General features: G+C 74.2%; 13 protein-coding genes. 5 read left to right on the top strand and 8 right to left on the bottom strand.

Features of this window, described 5'->3' with window-relative positions; genetic code table 11:
* Positions 1-113: 113 nt before the first annotated feature.
* Together ACYVJ4_RS09640 and ACYVJ4_RS09645 are read right to left on the bottom strand one after the other, a co-directional pair.
* Positions 114-2,000, bottom strand: a complete 1,887-nt coding sequence (locus ACYVJ4_RS09640; RefSeq protein WP_460459911.1) for a glycosyltransferase — start codon at positions 1,998-2,000, stop codon at positions 114-116.
* 76 nt (positions 2,001-2,076) lie between these two features.
* Entirely contained in the window at positions 2,077-4,194 is a 2,118-nt protein-coding gene (locus tag ACYVJ4_RS09645) for an acyltransferase family protein (RefSeq protein WP_460459912.1), read from the bottom strand.
* 199 nt (positions 4,195-4,393) lie between these two features.
* Here ACYVJ4_RS09645 and ACYVJ4_RS09650 point away from each other — a divergent pair, with 199 nt between their 5' ends.
* Positions 4,394-6,118 carry a hypothetical protein gene (locus tag ACYVJ4_RS09650; RefSeq protein WP_460459913.1) on the top strand — a complete coding sequence of 575 codons (1,725 nt, stop codon included), beginning with the start codon at positions 4,394-4,396 and terminating at the stop codon, positions 6,116-6,118.
* Between the two features lie 18 nt (positions 6,119-6,136).
* Here the strand turns inward: ACYVJ4_RS09650 and ACYVJ4_RS09655 are convergent, their stop codons facing one another.
* Together ACYVJ4_RS09655 and rffA are read right to left on the bottom strand one after the other, a co-directional pair.
* Positions 6,137-6,934, bottom strand: a complete 798-nt coding sequence (locus tag ACYVJ4_RS09655; protein WP_460459914.1) for a GNAT family N-acetyltransferase — start codon at positions 6,932-6,934, stop codon at positions 6,137-6,139.
* A 4-nt stretch (positions 6,935-6,938) separates the two neighbouring features.
* Positions 6,939-8,123: a dTDP-4-amino-4,6-dideoxygalactose transaminase gene (rffA, locus tag ACYVJ4_RS09660; RefSeq protein ID WP_460459915.1), complete on the bottom strand. Its 1,185-nt coding sequence runs from the start codon at positions 8,121-8,123 to the stop codon at positions 6,939-6,941.
* A 54-nt stretch (positions 8,124-8,177) separates the two neighbouring features.
* Here rffA and ACYVJ4_RS09665 point away from each other — a divergent pair, with 54 nt between their 5' ends.
* On the top strand, positions 8,178-8,633 hold the full coding sequence (locus ACYVJ4_RS09665) for a GtrA family protein (protein ID WP_460459916.1): 456 nt from the start codon (positions 8,178-8,180) through the stop codon (positions 8,631-8,633).
* A gap of 19 nt (positions 8,634-8,652) precedes the next feature.
* On the opposite strand, the gene ACYVJ4_RS09670 is transcribed toward ACYVJ4_RS09665, so the two are convergent.
* Positions 8,653-9,717, bottom strand: coding sequence for a glucose-1-phosphate thymidylyltransferase (locus tag ACYVJ4_RS09670; protein ID WP_460459917.1), 1,065 nt, complete (start codon positions 9,715-9,717; stop codon positions 8,653-8,655).
* Between the two features lie 19 nt (positions 9,718-9,736).
* Here ACYVJ4_RS09670 and ACYVJ4_RS09675 point away from each other — a divergent pair, with 19 nt between their 5' ends.
* Positions 9,737-10,798 carry a glycosyltransferase family 2 protein gene (locus tag ACYVJ4_RS09675; RefSeq protein WP_460459918.1) on the top strand — a complete coding sequence of 354 codons (1,062 nt, stop codon included), beginning with the start codon at positions 9,737-9,739 and terminating at the stop codon, positions 10,796-10,798.
* On the opposite strand, the gene ACYVJ4_RS09680 is transcribed toward ACYVJ4_RS09675, so the two are convergent.
* The gene (locus ACYVJ4_RS09680) at positions 10,770-11,579 is read right to left on the bottom strand and encodes a S41 family peptidase (protein ID WP_460459919.1); all 810 of its coding nucleotides are present in this window, start codon (positions 11,577-11,579) and stop codon (positions 10,770-10,772) included. The two genes, ACYVJ4_RS09675 and ACYVJ4_RS09680, sit on opposite strands and share 29 nt — an antisense overlap.
* Before the next feature lie 83 nt (positions 11,580-11,662).
* Between ACYVJ4_RS09680 and ACYVJ4_RS09685 the strand changes: the two genes are divergently transcribed.
* Complete coding sequence (locus ACYVJ4_RS09685) at positions 11,663-12,169, top strand: helix-turn-helix domain-containing protein (protein WP_460459920.1); 507 nt, start codon at positions 11,663-11,665, stop codon at positions 12,167-12,169.
* A 29-nt stretch (positions 12,170-12,198) separates the two neighbouring features.
* Here ACYVJ4_RS09685 and ACYVJ4_RS09690 read toward each other — a convergent pair whose 3' ends face one another.
* The gene (locus tag ACYVJ4_RS09690) at positions 12,199-14,193 is read right to left on the bottom strand and encodes a glycosyltransferase family protein (RefSeq protein ID WP_460459921.1); all 1,995 of its coding nucleotides are present in this window, start codon (positions 14,191-14,193) and stop codon (positions 12,199-12,201) included.
* A complete protein-coding gene (wecB, locus tag ACYVJ4_RS09695; protein WP_460459922.1) occupies positions 14,190-15,269 on the bottom strand; it encodes a non-hydrolyzing UDP-N-acetylglucosamine 2-epimerase in 1,080 nt (359 codons plus the stop codon). The genes ACYVJ4_RS09690 and wecB overlap by 4 nt, the downstream gene beginning before the upstream one ends.
* A 124-nt stretch (positions 15,270-15,393) precedes the next feature.
* On the opposite strand from wecB, the gene ACYVJ4_RS09700 reads away from it, so the two are divergent.
* A partial coding sequence (locus ACYVJ4_RS09700) for a hypothetical protein (protein ID WP_460459923.1) occupies positions 15,394-15,688 on the top strand: 295 nt, incomplete at its 3' end.

A 15,688-nucleotide genomic window follows, 5' to 3' on the forward strand; every position in this document is an offset into this window, starting at 1 on the left:
CGACGACGTCCTGCCAGCGGCGCGGCCCGCGGCCGACGGGCGTGCGCAGCGCGACGCGGCCGACCACGGCCCCCTGCGCGCGCCGCGCCACCCGGCGGGCGCGCTGGACGGGCTCAGACATCGACGTGCTCACGGGGGTCTCCGAAGAAGGTCAGGCGGCCGGTGCGGGTCATGAAGGTGTGGTCCGCGACGGTCCAGGTGTGCGCGTGCCGGTCGGTGCCCCGCACGCTGACGAAGTTGAAGCGGTCGGCCGAGTAGACGCGCGCGCCGTGGGCCATCGAGCGGTCGAGGACGTCGCTGTCGACCGCGCGCGGGATGTCCGAGAACGGCACCTCGGCCAGCAGCGCGGCGTCGAACAGCATCGAGCCGCCCTGCACCCGGCGCTCGTAGGTGTGCTCGGACGCCGGCTGCCGCAGCACGACCGCGCCGGTCGACCTCAGCCACACGTAGTGCGCCCACTTGCCGACGATCGAGGCGTCGGTGTAGTCGAACGCCGCCACCAGGTCGCTGAGGTAGTGCGCGCCGTAGTGGTTGTCGTCGTCCATCTTGGCGACGTAGCGGCCGTCGGAGGCCGCCACGCCGAGGTTCATGCAGGCGCCGAGCGTCAGGCTCTTGTCGGCCGGCACGACGACGAGGTCGCGCACCCCGGCCGCCTCGGCCCGCGCGCGCAGCGCCGGCTCGTCGACGTCCAGCCCGTGCAGCACCAGCACCAGCTGGACGTCGGGGTGCACCTGGCGCCCGAGGTTGGCGAAGACGTTGTCGAGCTCGTGGTCGCGGTTGGTCGGGACGACGGCCGAGATGCTGCGGTCGCGCGCGGGTTGCGGTGCGCCGACCCGGTCGAGCAGCGTGTCGAGCCGGTGGCCGAGCGTGTGCCCGGCGAGCACCGCGCGCTGCAGGCGCAGGCCCTCGCGGTCGCGCAGCTCGGGCTGGGCGATCCGGCCGTTGAGCTCGCCGCCGAGCTCCTGGCCGGTGGTGCCGACCGCGACGTGCGGCTGCAGGTCGGCCGGCAGCGTGGCGTGCTGCGCCGGGGTCGTGACGACCGCGGTCTGCGCCGCCGCCGCCCCGAGCACGGCCCCGGTGGAGCCGGGGTGGCGTCGTCCGGCGTCGAGCAGCACGCGGTAGCGACCGGCCAGGCCCACAGCGGTGGACGCCGGCACCGGGCGCGCGACGCGGCCGGCCAGCGACGGCGGGGCCGGCCGCACCTGGCCGGCGGCGTCCTGGACGGGCCACACGTCGAGCTGCGCCAGCGCGGACTTCTGGGTCGGCCACTCGGTGCCGTCGTCGGGGGTGCTCGCGGGGTCGGTGCCGTCGACCGGCGGGTCGAGCACGACGCAGGCGGCGGCCAGCCGGCGCGGCGCGTCGGGGTCGTCGACCGGCGCCTCGGCCGGGGCGGGCGGGTGGAAGCGGGGCTGGACGCCGGGCGCCAGCACGTCGACCTCGGCGCCCGGCACGGCGGCGCGCCAGGCAGCAGCGCCCGGCTCGTCGACGACGAGCACCGTGCGCGCGACGCGGGCCAGCTGCTCGAGGCCGCTGCCGAGCGGGCCGTCGAGCGTGGGGTCGGTGACCCACAGGACGAGCGGGCCGTCGGCGGCCAGCGCGGCCAGGGCGCCCAGGTCGGCGTCGGACGCGCCCGGCGCCCGGCCGGCCTGCACCTCGACCAGCACCAGGTCGGCCTGCGGCAGCCCGGACGACGACGGGTCGAGCGGGACGACGTCGGCCTCGACCGCGAGACCGGCCCGCAGCGCCTCGCTCGCGAGCAGCGCGACGGTGACCGGACGGCGCGAGCCCCCGGGCACGGACGCCGGGACCTCGGCGGCGGCGAGCACCGCATCGAGGCGCTCGCTGCGCGAGCCGGTGCCGGACGCGCCGCTGCCGGCGCGGGCCGGGGCCGTGCGGGAGGCGGAGGACCCGGAGGGCGCGCCCGACGGGGTCGCACCGGTGGCCCGGCGCACCGCCCCGCCGATCCGGCGCCAGGGGGACGCAGCGGGTGAGCCGGTCATGCGGGAGAACTCCTGGGGGTCGCGGGTCGGGACGGGTGCCGAGGTGGTCGGGGCACGGTGGCCGGCCGGGACCACCCTAGCCGTGGGAGGACTGGCTGATCGCGTCGAGCATCGCGGTGCGCAGGCGCGGCGCGAGCGTCTTGACGTAGGTCGCCGTGAGGTGCGAGCCCTGGCGGTAGACCAGCACGTGGCCGATCACCGGGGCGCAGCGGTCCTGCGGGCAGATGGCGTCGGTGAGGTCGACGAGGTGGGCGTCGGGCGCCTGGTCGAGCGCCTGCAGCTGCGGGTCGCCGCCGCTGACCCGCAGCCCCTTGGCCCGGTCGAACGAGCAGGTGCTGAGGTCCTTGGTGTGCTCGGCGACGCACTCGTCGACGTCGACGCCGGCCGGGGCCGGGTTGTCGCGCAGCACCACGACCGTGGTGCCGTCCTTCGCCAGCGCGTTCCAGCTGCGGGCCAGGCCGTCGGCCATGTACTTCACGTTCGAGGTGAACTTGCTGCCGGGCTTGAGCGCGTTGCGCTTGCCGCTGGAGGTGAGCAGCACGTCCGGCGGGTCCTGGGCGAGCGCCGCAGCGACGTTCTTGTTCCACGCCGTGCACGCCTCGTAGATGCCGCCCTTGGACGCGATGACCGCGTCGGTGAAGGCGCAGGAGGACTTGGTGTACGTGACGATCTTCCAGCGCTCCTGGTCGGCGATCCGCTGGAGCGCCGGGAGCCACTGCAGTGCCTTGGAGTCGCCGACGAGCGCCACGGTCTTGGTGCCGTCCTTCACGCCGTACTCGCAGCGCTTGGCCACGCTGGACTCGAAGGTCTGCTGGCAGTTGTCGGCGTAGGCGACCGGGACGTCCTGCGCGGCCTTGAGCGGGTCGGGCGTCATCCAGTCGACCGAGTCGACGACCTTGCCCTGGTCGCTGCCCTTGGGCTGCTCGCCCAGGGCGGCCGCGCCCTGCGCGCCCTGGCCCTGGCTGCTGCTCGGGTCGACGCCGAGCTGCGGCACCGACGAGCGCAGCGTGACGCCGACCAGGACGCCGATGAGCGTGAAGACCGCGCCGACGGCGAGCGCCGTGCGCGCCGAGCGCGACAGGGCCTTCATGTAGCGGAACGGGTTCTCGACCAGCCGCAGGCTCAGGTACGCCGGGATGAACGCGAAGGCGATCACGAGCAGGCCGTGGACGCCGGACAGCCCGTTCCAGTGCTCGGTGGCCGCGATGATCAGCGGCCAGTGCCACAGGTACAGGGAGTACGACAGCCCGCCGACCCAGACGAAGGGCCGGGTGCCGAGCAGGGCGACCGGGCCGCGCGGGCCGGCCGCCGGGCCGCAGGCGATGACCGCCGCGGTGCCGAGCGTGGGCACCAGCGCCAGGTAGCCCGGCCACGGGTCGCTGGTGGTGATGACGAGGGCGCCCACGACGATCAGGGCGAGGCCGGCCCAGCCCACGACCACCGCGACGGCGCGGGGCAGCCGGGCGAGCTGGCTGGCGCCGATGGCCACGGCCGCGCCGATCGCGAGCTCCCACATGCGCGTGGTGGTCACGAAGAAGGCGACCGAGGGGTTCACGTGGGTCTCGTAGACCGACCACGCGAACGACGGGATCGCGATGACCGCCAGGCCCAGCCACAGCGGGCCGTTGGTGACCCGGCCGCCCTGGCGGCGCCGGAACCACAGGCAGGCCAGCAGCACGAGCAGCGGCCAGACCAGGTAGTACTGCTCCTCGACCGCGAGCGACCAGAACTGCTGCACCGGCGAGACGGCCTGGTCCTCGTTGAGGTAGTCGACCGACCCGGCCGCCAGCCGCCAGTTGATGACGTAGCTGGCCGCGCCGATGATGTCGCCGCCGATCGAGCGCCACGAGATGCGCGGCAGGAACGCCACGGTGAGCAGCGCCGTGGCGGTCAGGACGACGCCGGTGGCGGGCAGCAGGCGCTTGGCCCGCCGCGCGTAGAACCGCGGCAGCGAGACGGTGCCGTGCTTGCGCACCTCGCGCAGCAGCAAGCCGGTGATGAGGAAGCCGGAGATGACGAAGAAGACGTCGACCCCGACGAAACCGCCGGGCACGTAGTGGATGCCTGCGTGGTAGAGCAGCACGGTGCCGATGGCGATGGTGCGCAGGCCCTCGACGTCCGGGCGGAAGCCCTCGCCGGCGCGGTCCCCCTGGACGTCGCCTTGCCGGGCCCCGGGGGCCGGGATGGTGCGCACGTCGGACACGGTGCTCCTGGGTGGATCGGGGACAGGTGGCCGGCGCGGTGCGGGGGACGCGTCTCGGACGGGCCCAGGTTACGTCACCCGAACGGCCCTGATCGAACCCGCGCGTGTCGCGCGGCGCGCTCGGCGGGCTCTCATCCGTGCTGGGCTACCCTCGCGACAAGCACCCCAAACCCCCCAGGAGGACGCCGCCGTGCCCGGCACCAGCCCGACCGAGAGCGACCGCGATACCCCCTCCTGGCGCGACCGGCTCGCCGCCCGGACGACGACGCGACGCTCGCGCGGCCTGCTGGGGCTGGTCGGGGTGCTGGGCGTCGGGCTGGGCTCGCTCGCGCTGCTCTGGCCCGCCCTCGTCGCGCCGCTCGCGGCCGACCAGCGGTTCATGTACCTCGAGGCGACCGGTCGCACCGCCGGCAGCCTGCGCACGCTGCTGACCCTGCCGTTCGACCAGATCCCGCAGCGCCTCGACCAGGGCCGCTTCGCGCCGCTGGCCTACCTGGTGCAGTGGGTCTCGTACAACGGCGTCACCGAGCTGTCGATGACGAGCGGCACGTCCGTGCCCGTCGTCCAGGCGCTGCAGAAGGTCGTGCTGCTGCTCCTCTGCCTGCTGGCCGTCGTGGCGTTCGCCGCGGTGCTGCGCGCCCGCGGCCCGCAGGGCGAGCTGGTGCGGCTCGGGCGCCGGGCGCTGGTGCTGGTGACGGTCGCCGCGGTCGTGCTCGTCGCCGCGGGCACGCAGACGCAGGTGCAGCCGCGCAACGGCTGGGAGACCTACGCCGTGCTGACCTACGGCGCGGTCGTGGTCGACTTCGGCGTCGTCGCCCTCGTGGTCTGGCTGGCGCGACGGCTGGCCACCGGGCTCGGGCTGTGGCGGGTGGTGGGGGCGGTCGTCGTCCTCGCGCTCGTGGCGGCCGGGCTGAACAGCAGCTACGAGCTCTACTACGTGGCGTTCCCGGTCGCGGTGGTCGCGCTGGTGCTGCAGCCGGTCGCGGTCGGCACCGACCGCGGCGCCGGACGGCGGGCCAAGCTGGTCGTGGGCGGCGCCTTCTCGGTGCTGTTCCTGGCTGGGCTCGTGGCCGTGCGGGCGGCGGTGGCGGCGTCCTGCTCGGGGGGTGGCTGCTACGTCGGCACCCGGCCGAAGCTGGACGGCACCCTCTTCACGACGTGGTGGTACAACCTCGGGTCCAGCGTGCCGCTCACCGGCCGCAACGAGGCGCTCGACGAGCTGCGGGCGGTGGGCGTGCACTCGGGCCTGCCCGGCCCGTTCAGCAACCCGCTCGCGGTGATGGCGCTGGTCGCCGCGGTGGGGCTGGTGCTGTGCCGCCTCGCGCTCGGCCGGCTCGCCCGCGCGGACGACGGGCTGTCGGGCGCCCGCACCCGGCTGGCCCTCGACGGGGCCCTGCTCTCGCTGCTCGTCGCGCTCGGCAGCGCGGCGGTGATGTCGCTGTCCGAGCAGGCGCAGTCGCTCGTCACCGGGCTCGGGCTGCCCTACCGGCACACGATGGTCACCTGGACGGCGCTGGCGATGACCGTCGTGATGGCGGTGCTCGCGCTCGACCTGGCGCTGCGCGGCCGCGGCGGGGTGCTGGTCTGGTCGGCCACGGCGCTCGTGGTCGCGCTGCTCGCGGGCAGCCTGCTGCCGGCCAACCTCGCCACGACGCGCGCCGCGTTCGCCGACGAGGGCAACCAGTCGGTGACCCGGCTGTACGACGAGCTCGTGCTCGCCGACCCCACGCCGGCCGGTGACCTGCGGCGGTGCGAGGCGGTCAAGGCGGCCAAGAAGGCGCTGAACAACCGCGGTCCGTCGGTGACCCGGATGATCCGCGGCGCCTACCAGACCTACCGGTACCGCTACGGCAAGGCCTACTGCTCGCGGATGAAGATGCCCGAGCTGAAGGGCAACATCGCCGACATGGCGTGAGCGCTCGGGGCCCTCGCGTCAGAGCAGGCCGCGCCGCACGCAGTGCAGGGTCTCGACCGCGGCGAACGGCCGCAGCCCGGCCTTCGCCCAGGCCCGCTGCACCCGCACGTTGTGCACCTGGGTCGAGATCGTCGTCCGGGCCAGGCCGCGCTCGGCGGCGTGCCGGGCGCAGGCGGCGAGCAACGTGCCGTACCAGCCCTGGCCCTGGGCGTCCGGGACGAGGCCGGCGAGCAGCACCTCGAGGTCGCCGAGCTCGGGCTGCTCGTCGCACGTCGCGACACCGACCGGCTCGCCGTCGTGCAGCAGCAGCAGGACGTCGTCCGGGTGGGCGGTGACGCTGCGCCGGGCCCACTCCTGGTACCCGGCCAGCGCGAGGTCGTCGTCGAGCAGCGGGTCGGACGTGTAGTGGTTGCCGTAGCCCGCGAAGCTCGCCGCCACCACGGCGTCGACGACGTCCTCGACGCCGCTGCCGTGCTCGGCGGCCGTGACGACCGCGAGCCCGCGGTCGGGGCCGTCGGCCCGCGGGTCGAGCACAGCCCCGCTCGGTGCGCCCCAGTAGGTCAGCGCGCCGGCGGCCAGGACGTCGCGGCCGCTCGTGGCCGCGACGGCGCCGAGCGCGACCCGGTCGGCGGGGTACCGCAGCACGACGACGTCGGCGTGGGCCGCGGCCAGCAGGTCGCGCAGGCGGTCCTCGACGTCCGGGCCGTCGTCGTCCGGCGCGACGTGCACCCGGGCGATCGAGACGCCGAAGCGGGCGGTCTCGGCCGGGCTGTCGGCCAGCTCGAGCCCTGGGGCGAGCAGGCCCTCCCAGCTCACCGGGTCAGGCCCCGACGGTGGCGGGCTGCGGCGCGCCGACGCGGTACGACGTCACGGCGTCGACGACGCGCTCGACCTGCTCGGTGGTCATCCCGGCGTAGAGCGGCAGGCGCACCTGGCGGCTCGACACGTCGGCGGTGACGGTGCACGGCGACGGCGTGCGGCCGAACGCCTGGCCGGCCGGGCTGGTGTCGAGCGGCACGTAGTGGAAGGTGCCGGTGACGCCGCGCGAGCGCAGGTGCTGCAGCAGCCCGGTCTGGTCGTCGTGGGTCGGCGCGAGCAGGTAGAAGACGTGCGCGGGGTGACGGGCGTCGTCCGGCACGTGCATCAGCGTGGCGCCGTTGGCGGCGGCCCACCCGCCGAGGGCGCCGGCGTACGCGTCCCAGATCTCGTGGCGCATCCGCTGCACCTCGCCGAAGTGCTCGAGCTGTCCGCGCAGCACCGCGGCCAGCAGGTCGCTGGGCAGGTAGCTCGAGCCGAGGTCGTTCCAGGTGTACTTGTCGACCTGGCCGCGCAGGAACCGCGAGCGGTCGGTCCCCTTCTCGCGCACCACTTCTGCGCGCTCCATCAGGTCGGCGTCGTTGACGAGCAGGGCACCGCCCTCGCCGCACTGCACGTTCTTGGTGGCGTGGAAGCTCTGGGTCGCGAGCGCGCCGAAGGTGCCGAGCCTGCGGCCGTAGCGCTCGGCGCCGAGGCCGTGGGCGTTGTCCTCGACGACGACCAGCCCGTGCCGGTCGGCGAGCGCCTGCACGGCCGGCATGTCGACGGCGACGCCGCCGTAGTGGACGACGAAGACGGCCCGGGTGCGGTCGGTCACGGCCGCCGCGGCCGCCTCGACGTCGAGGTTGAGCGTGAGCGGGTCGACGTCGACGAACACCGGCGTGGCACCGCGGACTGCCACGGCCGCCGCGGTCGACGAGAAGGTGAAGCTCGGCACCAGCACCTCGTCGCCGGGCCCGAGTCGCATCAGCAGCGCGGCCATCTCGAGCGCGTGCGTGCAGGACGTCGTCAGCAGCGCGCGCTCGGCGCCGGAGACCTCGCGCAGCAGCGCGGTCGCCGCCTTCGTCATGGGCCCGTCGCCCTGGGTCGCGCCGGCTTGCAGGGCCTCGCGCACGTAGCGCTCCTCGTCGGACGTGACGTAGGTGCGGCTGAACGGGATGACGTCGGTGCTGCTGGCCGGGCTGCTCACGTCGTCGAGGATGTCACAGCAGGTCGGCCGCGCCGCGGCACCTATCATCGGTGCGTGCCCGACCCTCGTCCGCCGGACCTGCTCGACCGCCTGGCCGCGGCGCCGCTCGGGCCGTTGAGCAAGGTCCTGCGCCCGTTGCTGCAGACCGAGCAGGGTCGCTACCTCGTGGTCGCGGGCAGCGTGTCGCTCGGGTACCTGCTGCTCGTCGCGGCGTGGCTGGCGGCCGGGCTGCCGTACATGCTGGCCATCGCCTGCGCCCAGGTCATCACGATCGCCTGCGCGTTCCCGCTCTACCGCTCGCTGGTGTTCCGGTCGCGCGGGCCGCTGCTGCCGGAGCTCGCGAAGTTCCTGTCGGTCTGGTCCAGCGGCATGGTCGCGGGCTTCGTCGCGACGCCGCTGCTCGTCGAGCTGACGCCGATCCCGCCGCTGACCGCGCAGGTGATCGCCGTCGTGGTGGTGGCCGTCGGCAGCTACCTCGGCCACCGGTTCGTCAGCTTCCGGGGGCGCTGACCCTCAGGTGGCGCTGACCTCAGGGGATGCTCACCGACGAGTGGTCGCCCAGCATCAGCCGGTGCGCCCTCGGCGCGCGGTCGGACCGCTCGACGGTGACGGACTTGCCGAGCAGCGAGTCCTCGATCCGGCTGACGCCGACGACGGTGCAGTCCTCCAGCACGATCGAGTGCTCGAGCTCGGTGCTGTCGATGCGGCAGCCGTGGTAGACCGAGGTGAAGGGGCCGATGTAGGAGTCGGTGACCGTCGTCCCGCGGCCGATGATGGCCGGGCCGCGCACGGTGCTGCGCACCACCTGCGCGCCCTCCTCGACGACGACGCGGCCGACCAGCTCGCTCTCGTCGTCGACCGTGCCGCGGACGTCGGCGTCCAAGCCCTCGAGCACCTGGCGGTTGCAGGCGAGCATGTCCTGCAGGCGGCCCGTGTCCTTCCAGTACCCGGTGACCATGTGGCTGCGCACGTCGCGGCCGGTCGAGATGAGCCAGGCGATGGCGTCGGTGATCTCGAGCTCGCCGCGCGCGGACGGCTCGATGGCGCGCACCGCCTCGTGGATGACGGGCTTGAACATGTAGACGCCGACGACGGCGAGGTTGCTGGGCGGGTCCTTCGGCTTCTCGACCATGCGGACGACGGACCCGTCGTCGTCCAGCACCGCGACGCCGTAGAACTGCGGCTCGGCCACCTCGGTCAGCAGGATCTGCGCGTCGGCGCCGGACTCCGCGAAGCCGGCCACCAGCTCGGTGACGCCGCCCAGCAGGAAGTTGTCGCCGAGGAACATGCAGAAGTCGTCGTCGCCCAGGAAGTCGCGCGCCACCAGCACGGCGTGCGCCAGGCCGAGCGGGGCCTCCTGGGGCACGTACGTGACGCGGATCCCGAGGTCGCTGCCGTCGCCCACGGCCTCCTTCACCTCGGCGGCCGTCTCGCCCACGATGATGCCGATGTCGGTGATGCCGGCGTCGCGCAGCTGCTCGAGCCCGTAGAAGAGCACCGGCTTGTTCGCCACCGGGATCAGCTGCTTGGCGGACGTGTGGGTGATGGGTCGAAGGCGGGTGCCTGACCCGCCGGCCAGCACGAGTGCCTTCATGCACGGCATCCTAGGGGGCATGAAGGTCTCGGTCGTCATCCCCTGCTACCGCTCGCGCGACACGCTGCCCGAGCTGGTGGGCCGCCTGCACGCGACGCTCGCGGAGGCGGTCGAGGCCTACGAGGTGGTGCTCGTCGTCGACGGCAGCCCGGACGACACGTACGCCACGGCGCACGCTCTCGAGCTCGAGTCGCCGTTCGTCCACGCCGTGCTGCTGCGCCGCAACTACGGGCAGCACAACGCGCTGCTCGCCGGCATCGTGCGCGCGCGCCACGAGGTCGTCGTCACGATGGACGACGACCTCCAGCACCTGCCGGAGGAGCTGCCGACGCTGCTCGCGCCGCTCGAGGACCCCCTGGTCGACCTGGTCTACGGCGTCCCCGTCGAGGAGGAGCACGGCGTCGCCCGCTCGCTCGCCTCGCGCGCGGTCAAGCGCGCGCTGGCGCTGTCGGGCGTCGCCAACGCGCGCGACGTCAGCGCGCTGCGGGCGTTCCGCACCGAGCTGCGCGAGGGCTTCGCGCACGTCAACGACACCTTCGCGTCGGTCGACGTGATGCTGTCGTGGACGACGACCGGCGTCCGCCGCCAACCCGTGGCCATGGCCAAGCGCACCGTGGGCCGCTCGTCGTACACGCTGGGGCGCCTGGTGCGGCACGCCGCGACGATGGTCACCGGCTACAGCGCCGTGCCGCTGAAGCTCGTCACCTGGCTCGGCGTCGCGTGCGGCGTGCTCGGCCTGGCGCTGCTCGCGCTGGTGCTCTACAAGTTCGCCACCGGGGCCACGTCGGTGGCCGGTTTCACCACGCTGGCCTCGATGATCGCGCTGTTCTCCGGCGCGCAGATGCTCTCGCTCGGCATCCTCGGCGAGTACGTCGGGCGCATCCACTTCCGCGGCATGCAGCAACCGACGTTCCTCGTCCGCGTCGACGGCGCTGCTGACGTCCCGCCCGCTCTCGCCGCGGACCCGGCCCGGAAGGGGGTGGAGGTGGTCGAGGTCGTCGAGGAGCGCCCCGAGCGGCACCCGCAGTCCGCCGACACCGTCGCCGCGGCGCTCACCGGCCGCCAGAACCCCCGCTCCTGACCTCTCCCCCGTCCGCCCCGTCCGGCAGGACGACGTCGGGGACGACGCCGACGCCTTCCCAGTTGCCGCCGGTGAACGCGCTCACCGAGCGGCCGTCCGGGATCTGGACGACGCCGGGCCCGACCGCGTGGTGCTCGACGGGATGCGCGCCACCCGAGCTCACCTGTCCCACGACGGCGGCTCTCCCGGCGGCCTGCAGCGTGTAGGCGATGTCCTCGGCGCCGGAGAACGTCCCAGCGCCGATCACCACGACGACCGGGACGGCGTCCAGCCGCCGGGAGGGCGAGGGCACCGACCACACCTGCTCGGTGGGCCGGTCGCGGTGCTCGATCCGGCTCAGCAGCAGGGGGTCGGGCCCCAGCAGGTGGCCCACGACGTGCGGGACGGTCGCGCTGTCGCCGCCGCCGCAGCACCGGACGTCGACCACGAGCCGCTCGATCGCCGGCAAGGCGCCTAGGGCCGCCACGAGGACGGGAGCCACCTGGTGGGGGCTGCCGAACCACGCGCCGAAGGTGAGCCGCGCGACCCCGTGGTCGAGCGTGACCGTGGGCTGCGGCGCGACCTCTGGCTCGTCCGGGGGCGGGGGGCGCAGGCCGAGGTGGCGATCGCCGCCCACATCTCGCAGTCGGGCGTTGAAGGCTGCCAGGCCTTCGCGGGTCCAGACGTCGGGCAGCAGGACGGCGAGCTCGTCGGCGTGCGCCCGGACGGCCGCCGCGATCTCGGCACCCCGCGCGACCAGGACGTAGCGTTCCTCGACGAGCTGGGCGATGCGGTCTACCACCGCGTGTGAAGACGGGTCATGAGTCATGCCCCCAGTGGGCCAGGGGCCTGGCCAAAGCCTCAACACTCCTTGACGCTTGGGCCATGACCGACGAGCACCTCCTCACCGGCGCGGCGCAGACCGCTGCCATGCGCCACCCGCTGCGGCACCGCATCTCGTTGGCGATGGGTACCGAACCGTGGTCGGTGAGCGCCCTCGCCCGGCAGCTCGACGTCAACAAGGGCAACGTCGCCCACCACCTGCAGGTGCTGCTCTCGGCCGGTCTCGTCGAGCGGGCCGGCACGCGGACCGGGCGCGGAGGCACCCAGCAGCTGTACCGGCGAGTCGCGTCGTCGCTGCGCATGCCGGACGACGCCGCCATCACCGACGCCATGTTCGCGACGATGGCGAGCGCCGTTCACGCCGACCCGCACGCGATGGCCTACCTGCGCGACCTGAGGCTCACCGCCGAGCAGGCGCAGCACCTCGCCGTCCACCTCGACACGCTCGTCGGGTCGTTGCCAGCGGCGCGGCGCGAGGCTCCGACGTACAGCGTGCTGGTGGCGGTGGCCCGCTCGGGTCGACCCGGCGAGCCCGGCGGCCGCCCCTGATCCGGCCGCCCCAGCGCGCCTGACGCTGCTCAGACCTCGGCGTGCTGGGCGGGGTCGCCGTAGAAGAGCAGCTCGGCCTGGCCGGCGAGCAGCTGCTCCTCGGGGATCGTCCAGGTGTGGCTGCCCGGGTCGGCCCGCCGCACCGACACGAAGTTGAACCGGTCGGCGCTGTAGACGGTGCCGCTCTCGGCGTGCACCTTCTCCAGGAACGTCGTGTCGACGCGCCGCGGCAGGTCCTCGAAACGCAGCCGGGCCGCCACCTCGCGCGGGGTCAGCAGCGTGCCGCCCTGCACCAGCTGGGTGTACCGGTGCTCGGCGTGCGGGAACCGCAGCAGCGTCGCGCCCGAGCCCTCGAGGTGCACCAGGTGAGCCCACTTGCCGACGACCTGCGCGTCGGTCCAGCTGAAGGCGCGCACCAGGTCGCTCAGGTAGTACGGCGCGTAGAGGTTGTCGTCGTCCATCTTGGCGACGTACCGGCCGTCGGCCGCGTCGACGCCGAGGTTCATGCACGCGCCCAGGGTCAGCGAGGCATCAGCCGTCAGAGCCACGAGGTCACGGACGCCAGCCCTCTCGGCGCGAGCCCGCAGGTCGTCGTCCGGCGTCTCGAAGCCGTGCTGCACCAGCACCAGCTGCACCGGCTGGTGCACCTGCGCGCCGATGAACGACAGCACGTGGTCGAGCTGGTGCGGTCGGTTGGTGGCGACGACGACGGAGATGGAGGCGTCCGGGGTGAGGCGCGGGACGCCGCCCGCCTCCTCGAGCCCGACCGTGCGCAGCACCTCGTCGACGCGATGCGTGTAGAGGTGCTCGTCGAAGACCCGGCGGTGCGCGCGCAGCCCGACGCGGTCGCGCAGCTCGCGGTGGCGCACCAGCGCCGTCATCTCCTGGCGGGCCTGGTCTGCGTCCGAGACGACGCGCACGGTCGACCCGAAGAACGGCTCGACCGACGCGGCCGGGGCCGACACGACCGCGGTCTGCGCGGCCGACAGCTCGAACAGCCGGCGCGAGCACATCGTGGGCGACCCCGTCACCGAGTTCACGTTGATGAAGACCTTGTACGACGAGTACGCCGCGACCATCTGGTCGTAGTCGAGGCTGCCGACGACGAACGGCACCAGGTCGCTCGGGAACCGGTAGCGCGGGTCGTCGCTCTGCAGCCGCGAGTAGATGTGCAGCCCGAGCTCGCTGGCCGGGCGCAGCAGGTAGTCCATCTGCGCGCGCCGCTCGGGGTGCTTCTCGGCGAAGTAGGTGCCGGCGAACGCGAGGTCGCGCACCCGCCCCGCGCCGCGCTCGACCGGGTTGTGGATCCGCGGCTGCGCGCCGAAGGGCAGCAGGGCGACGCGGTCGTGGCCGAGGTCGCGCTGGTAGTCCGGGATGCGCGTGGCGTCGACGGTGAAGACCTGGTCGAACAGCTTGGCGGTCTCGACGAAGACGTCGTAGTTCGGCGGGTCCTCCTTGTTCCAGAAGACCGAGGGCACGCCCTGCTCGCGGCACCACGCGACGAGGGCCCGCAGCTCGTCGCTGGGCTTGCTGTCGCGGGTCATGTGCAGCCGCCAGCGACCGTCGTTGCCGTTCCAGGCCGACTCGACGAAGAGCAGGTCCGGACGACGGGCGCCGAGCACCTCGCGCCAGTCGTCGGGGCCGAAGGCCACCTGGTCCCACTCGTAGCGGAAGCACAGCTCGCTGAAGGTGTCGAGAACCGTGGCCACCACCAGGCCGGGCCGCGCCACGGGGCCTGACGGCAGCTCGACGCGCGGCGGCTTGCCGATGCTCTTGGCGTGCACGGTCCGCTCGGGCGGGTCGAGCAGCGCCTTGGCCAGGTCGCGGGGCAGCTTGCGGCGGCGGTTGGGCTGCTTGACCGCGGTGCGCACGACGCGCGCCGCGACGCCGAGCCGCGACTGGCGCGGGACGGCGAGCTGGGCCTCGAGCTCGGCGATCCGCTGCCGCAGCAGCGAGGTCTCGAGGTCGTCGTCCGGTGACGCGCCGACGGCGTCGGCAGCGCCGTCGTCCGGCGTCGAGGTCACCCGAGCTCCTGCGCGATCACCTGCGCGATGCGCTCGCCGGCGTGGCCGTCCCACAGCGGCGGCACGGGCCAGGTGGTGGCGCGACCGGCCGCGAGCACGGCCTTCATCGCCTCGGCCAGGCCCTCGCGGGTGACGAGCTGGTTGGTGCCGTGGGTGATCGTGACCGGGCGCTCGGTGTTGGGCCGCAGCGTCAGGCACGGCACGCCGAGGATCGTGGTCTCCTCCTGCACGCCGCCGGAGTCGGTGACGACGGCATCGGCACCGCGCACCAGGCCCATGAACTCGACGTAGCCGAGCGGGTCGATCACCGTGATCTGCGGGTGCTCGAACAGGCCGGCGCGCTCGAGGCTGGCGCGGCCGCGCGGGTGCAGGGGCAGCACGATCCGGATCTGGTCGGCGACGGCGTGCAGCGCGGCGGTCAGGCCGGCGGCGTCGGCCGGGTCGTCGACGTTCGCCGGGCGGTGCAGCGTGGCGACGGCGTACGGGCCCTCGAGCCCGTGGTCGGCGCGCGCGGCCTGGTCGTCGAACCGGTCGAGGTTGGCCAGCAGCGTGTCGATCATCGGGTTGCCGACCAGGTGGATGCGGTCGGCCGGCACGCCCTCGTGCGCCAGGTGCGCGATGGCGTCCGGGCTCGTCGCGAACAGCAACGACGCGAGCCGGTCGGTGACCATGCGGTTGATCTCCTCGGGCATGCCGAGGTCGAAGCTGCGCAGGCCGGCCTCGACGTGCGCGCTCGGCACGCCGATCTTGGCGCCCACGAGCGCGGCGGCGACGGTGGAGTTCACGTCGCCGTAGACCACGACCATGCGCGGCTTGCTGGCCAGCATGAGGTCCTCGAGGCCGGTCATGATCGCGGCGGTCTGGTGGGCGTGGCTGCCCGAGCCCACGCCGAGGTTGATGTCGGGCTCCGGGATGCCGAGCTGGCGGAAGAAGACGTCGCTCATCTTCTCGTCGTAGTGCTGACCCGTGTGCACGAGCTGCTGGCTGACGCCGAGCTCGCCGAGGGCGCGCAGCACGGGCGCGGCCTTCGGGAAGTTCGGGCGTGCCCCCGTGACGTGCAGGACGTAGTCGGACATCGGTGCCTCTCGGTGCGGCTCTCGGGACAGGGCCCGGGACGCCGCCGGCGCGACGGCTCGGCCGGACCCGGCGGCTATCATGGCAGACGACCGCCGCCCCACCCGAACCGTGACAAGGAGCCCCGTGCCCCCGTCCGACGCCGGCGCGTCGAGCGCCCCGCGGGCCGCGCGGCTCCTGCACCACCTCCCGCTCGCGGTGTCGGTCGCGGCGCGCCACCTGGCCTGGGACCCGTTGCACGGCGTGCTGCTCGGCTTCCGCGCGCTGCCCCGCGGCCTGCGCCGCCGGGCGGCCACCCTGCGCCCCCTCCCCACGCTCCAGGCCCTCGCGCTCGCAGCCGTCGGACGACGTCCGGCCGCCGCCCGCCGGCTCGACGAGGCCGCCCGGCACGCGCGCCCGGCCCGCCGCGGTCGCCTGGTGG

The organism is Angustibacter peucedani (assembly GCF_054779595.1).